Annotated in this window: 5 protein-coding genes; 4 read left to right on the forward strand and 1 reads right to left on the reverse strand. The window is 72.2% G+C overall.

Annotated features, from left to right (window positions below; all coding sequences use genetic code 11):
• The 3 genes from ABZY11_RS43620 to ABZY11_RS43630 all read left to right on the forward strand — a co-directional run bounded on the left by ABZY11_RS43620 (nt 1) and on the right by ABZY11_RS43630 (nt 1938).
• On the forward strand, nt 1-492 hold the full coding sequence (locus tag ABZY11_RS43620) for a MazG-like family protein (RefSeq protein WP_356484487.1): 492 nt from the start codon (nt 1-3) through the stop codon (nt 490-492).
• Between the two features lie 107 nt (nt 493-599).
• Nucleotides 600-1502 carry a glycosyltransferase gene (locus ABZY11_RS43625; RefSeq protein ID WP_356484488.1) on the forward strand — a complete coding sequence of 301 codons (903 nt, stop codon included), beginning with the start codon at nt 600-602 and terminating at the stop codon, nt 1500-1502.
• Between the two features lie 70 nt (nt 1503-1572).
• Nucleotides 1573-1938 (forward strand): VOC family protein, encoded by a 366-nt coding sequence (locus ABZY11_RS43630; protein WP_356484489.1) that lies wholly within the window; start codon nt 1573-1575, stop codon nt 1936-1938.
• On the opposite strand, the gene ABZY11_RS43635 is transcribed toward ABZY11_RS43630, so the two are convergent.
• On the reverse strand, nt 1916-2836 hold the full coding sequence (locus ABZY11_RS43635; RefSeq protein WP_356484490.1) for a metallophosphoesterase: 921 nt from the start codon (nt 2834-2836) through the stop codon (nt 1916-1918). The genes ABZY11_RS43630 and ABZY11_RS43635 overlap by 23 nt on opposite strands.
• Before the next feature lie 206 nt (nt 2837-3042).
• Between ABZY11_RS43635 and ABZY11_RS43640 the strand changes: the two genes are divergently transcribed.
• Nucleotides 3043-3222, forward strand: a 180-nt coding sequence (locus tag ABZY11_RS43640) for a PAS domain-containing protein (protein WP_356484491.1), incomplete at its 3' end; no start/stop codon positions are given.

A 3222-nucleotide genomic window follows, 5' to 3' on the forward strand; every position in this document is an offset into this window, starting at 1 on the left:
GTGCCGCCGCGCCCGGCAGTGCGGCGGCCGGGCGCGGCGGCCGGCAGGCGGCGGGCTGGCAGGCTGGGCACCATGGACCAGCACAGCGCCCACGGCCCCCGGCACGGCACTCCCCCGGACAACGCTCCCCGGCACGACCGTGACCACGGCACCTGGACGACCATCGACGAGCTGCACAACTGGCTCGACTCGGAGACCGGCATTCCGCCCGAGCAGGATCTGCTGCTGCGGATGCTGAAGCTGTCGGAGGAGGTGGGCGAGGTCGCCCGGGCCGTCATCGGGGCCACCGGGCAGAACCCGCGCAAGGGCGCCACCCACTCCTGGCAGGACGTGGAGACCGAACTGTGCGACGTCATCGTGACGGCGATGGTCGCCCTGCGCACCCTCACCCCCGACGCGGCAGCCGTCTTCGACGGGCATGTGCGACGCGTCGCGGCCCGTCCGCGGTCCCCGCTCGGCCCGTCGCGGCAGGCCCCCGGCACCACGCCCTGACGAAGGATCCCGGGGCGTGACGGGGCGGCAACAGGTGGCCGAACAACGGGCGACCATCTCTTGGGGCTACGATCGCGGGCACCGCAGCGAGACCAGGAGTGCCGACCGTGTCCGAACCGCGCATCGCCGTATCCATCGTCACCATGGGCGACCGCCCGCAGCAGGTCGAGGCCCTGCTGGCCTCGGTGGCCGGGCAGGACGTCCGTCCGGCCCGCCTCGTCGTCGTGGGCAACGGATCGCCCCTCCCGGACTTCGGCGCGTTTCCCGGCCTGTCCGGTCTGTCCGGCGGTGTGACGGCGATCGAGCTGGAGGAGAACCTGGGCTGCCCCGGCGGCCGCAACGTCGCGCTGCGCAAGCTGGCGGAGTTCGGCGACGTGGATGTCGTCATCGAACTCGACGACGACGGACTCCTGGTCGACAGCGGAGTGTTCCGCAAGGTCCAGGAGCTGTTCGCCGCCGACCCGCGGCTCGGCATCGTCGGCTTCCGGATCGCCGACGAGCACGGCGAGACCCAGCGCCGTCATGTGCCGCGCCTGCGCGCCGCCGACCCGATGCGGCGCGGAGCGGTCACCGCCTTCCTGGGCGGCGGCCACGCCTTCTCCATGAAGATGCTCGCCGAGACGGGACCCTGGCCCGCGGAGTTCTTCTTCACGCACGAGGAGACGGACCTGTCCTGGCGGGCGCTGGACGCGGGCTGGAAGATCCTCTACGAGCCCGATCTGCTGCTCCAGCACCCCAAGACCTCCCCGGCCAGACACTCCGTCTACTACCGGATGACGGCCCGCAACCGGGTCTGGCTGGCCCGCCGGAATCTGCCCCTCCCCCTGGTGCCGGCCTACCTGGGCACCTGGACCCTGCTCACCGTGGCCCGCACCCGCTCGGCGACGGGTCTGCGCGCCTGGGCCGGCGGCTTCGCCGAAGGTGTCCGTACCCCGTGCGGGCGAAGGCAGCCGATGCGGTGGCGCACGGTGTGGCAGATGACGAAACTGGGACGGCCGCCGGTCATCTGATCCGCGTCGGGTCCGCCGGTGACGGGCGGCACGGAACCCTTCCGCCCCCTTCCCACCACAGGAGTTGCCGATGTCCGTCCGCAGAATCGTCCCCAACATCCGGACCGCCGGTGGGCCCGCCGCCCAAGGGATGGAGCGGAGCGCGGAGTTCTACGGTCTGCTGGGCCTCCAGGAAGTCATGAACCACGGCTGGATCATGACGCTCGCCTCCGCGTCCCACCCCACGGTCCAGCTCAGCGTCCTGGGGGCCGACGCGACCGCCCCGGTCACACCGGACCTGAGCATCGAGGTGGAGGACGTGGACGCGGCCCACGCGGCCATGCGGGAGAGCGGCGCGGAGATCGTGTACCCGTTGCGCGACGAGGAATGGGGCGTACGCCGCTTCTTCGTCCGCGACCCGAACGGCCAGGTCGTCAACGTGCTGGGCCACCGCTGACGGACCCCTGTCCGGTCGCGCCGTCGTCGCCGTCGCTGTCGCCGTCGCCTTCGTACGGAAGGATCTGCCGCAGCAGGCCCCTGGGATGGCCCCGCCTGCGCCATTCCCTCGGGTATCCGATGGAGACCTCTTCGAAGCGCACCCCGTCGTACCAGGTCGTGCGGGGTATGTGCAGATGGCCGTAGACCACCGCCGCCACGTTGAAACGCCGGTGCCAGTCGGCGGTGAGCCGGGTGCCGCACCACTGGGCGAACTCGGGGTACCACAGGACGTCCATCGGTTCCCGCACCAGCGGCCAGTGGCCGGCGATGACGAGCGGGATCTCCGGATCGTGTGCGGCGAGGCGCCGTTCCGTCTCCGCCACCCGCGCCCGGCACCAGGCGTCGCGGCTCGGGTACGGGTCGGGGTGCAGCAGGAACTCGTCGGTGCACACCACTCCCGTCCGGCGCGCGTACGCCAGGGACTCCTCCTTGGTCGTCGTGCCCGGCGCCCGAAAGCTGTAGTCGTACAGCACGAACACCGGAGCGACGGCCACCGGCCCGTCGGGGCCGGGCCACAGCGGGTACGGGTCCTCCGGAGTGACCACCCCGAGGCTCCGGCACAGCCCGACCAGGTGCTCGTACCGCTCCTGGCCCCGCAGCCGGACCGGATCGCGCTCGGGCGTCCACAGCTCGTGGTTCCCCGGGGCCCAGATCACCTGCCCGAACCGGCCCGCGAGCAGCCGCAACGCCCACTCCACGTCCGCCATCCGCTCCGCGACATCACCGGCGACGATCAGCCAGTCCTCGTCCGAACCGGGCCGCAGCGACTCGACGACCGGGCGGTTGTCCGCCATTCCCACATGCAGGTCGCTCACCGCCAGCAGAGAGCCACGGCTTCCATCGCTGTGCTCGGACATGCAGAACCCTCCCGCGGAGTGACTGAACGGAATACTGCCCCACCGCGGACCGGCACATCGGTCCCCCACGGATATCGGGTCCGGCTCGGGCGCACCCCGGTCCGGCCGCCGGAACTGGCGGCCGGACCGAGCGGAGAGATGATGGAGTCGTCCGTGGACGCGGCGCGGGACCGTCGGCAGGGCCGTGAGAGGGAGCTGAGAACGAGGTGGACGGCAACACCCTCCCGGGCACCCCCGGGCACAGCGGGCTCCCGTTCGCGGACAGCGCGGCCGGGGCCCTGCTCGATGCGGACGGACTGATCGTCGGCTGGACCCCCGCGGCGGAGGAGCTGTTCTCGCTTCCCGCCGGCAGTGTCTGCGGCCGTCCCGTGCGGGAGTTGCTCGCG

The organism is Streptomyces sp. NPDC006510, assembly GCF_040611955.1.
In the GTDB taxonomy this organism is placed as follows: Bacteria; Actinomycetota; Actinomycetes; order Streptomycetales; family Streptomycetaceae; genus Streptomyces.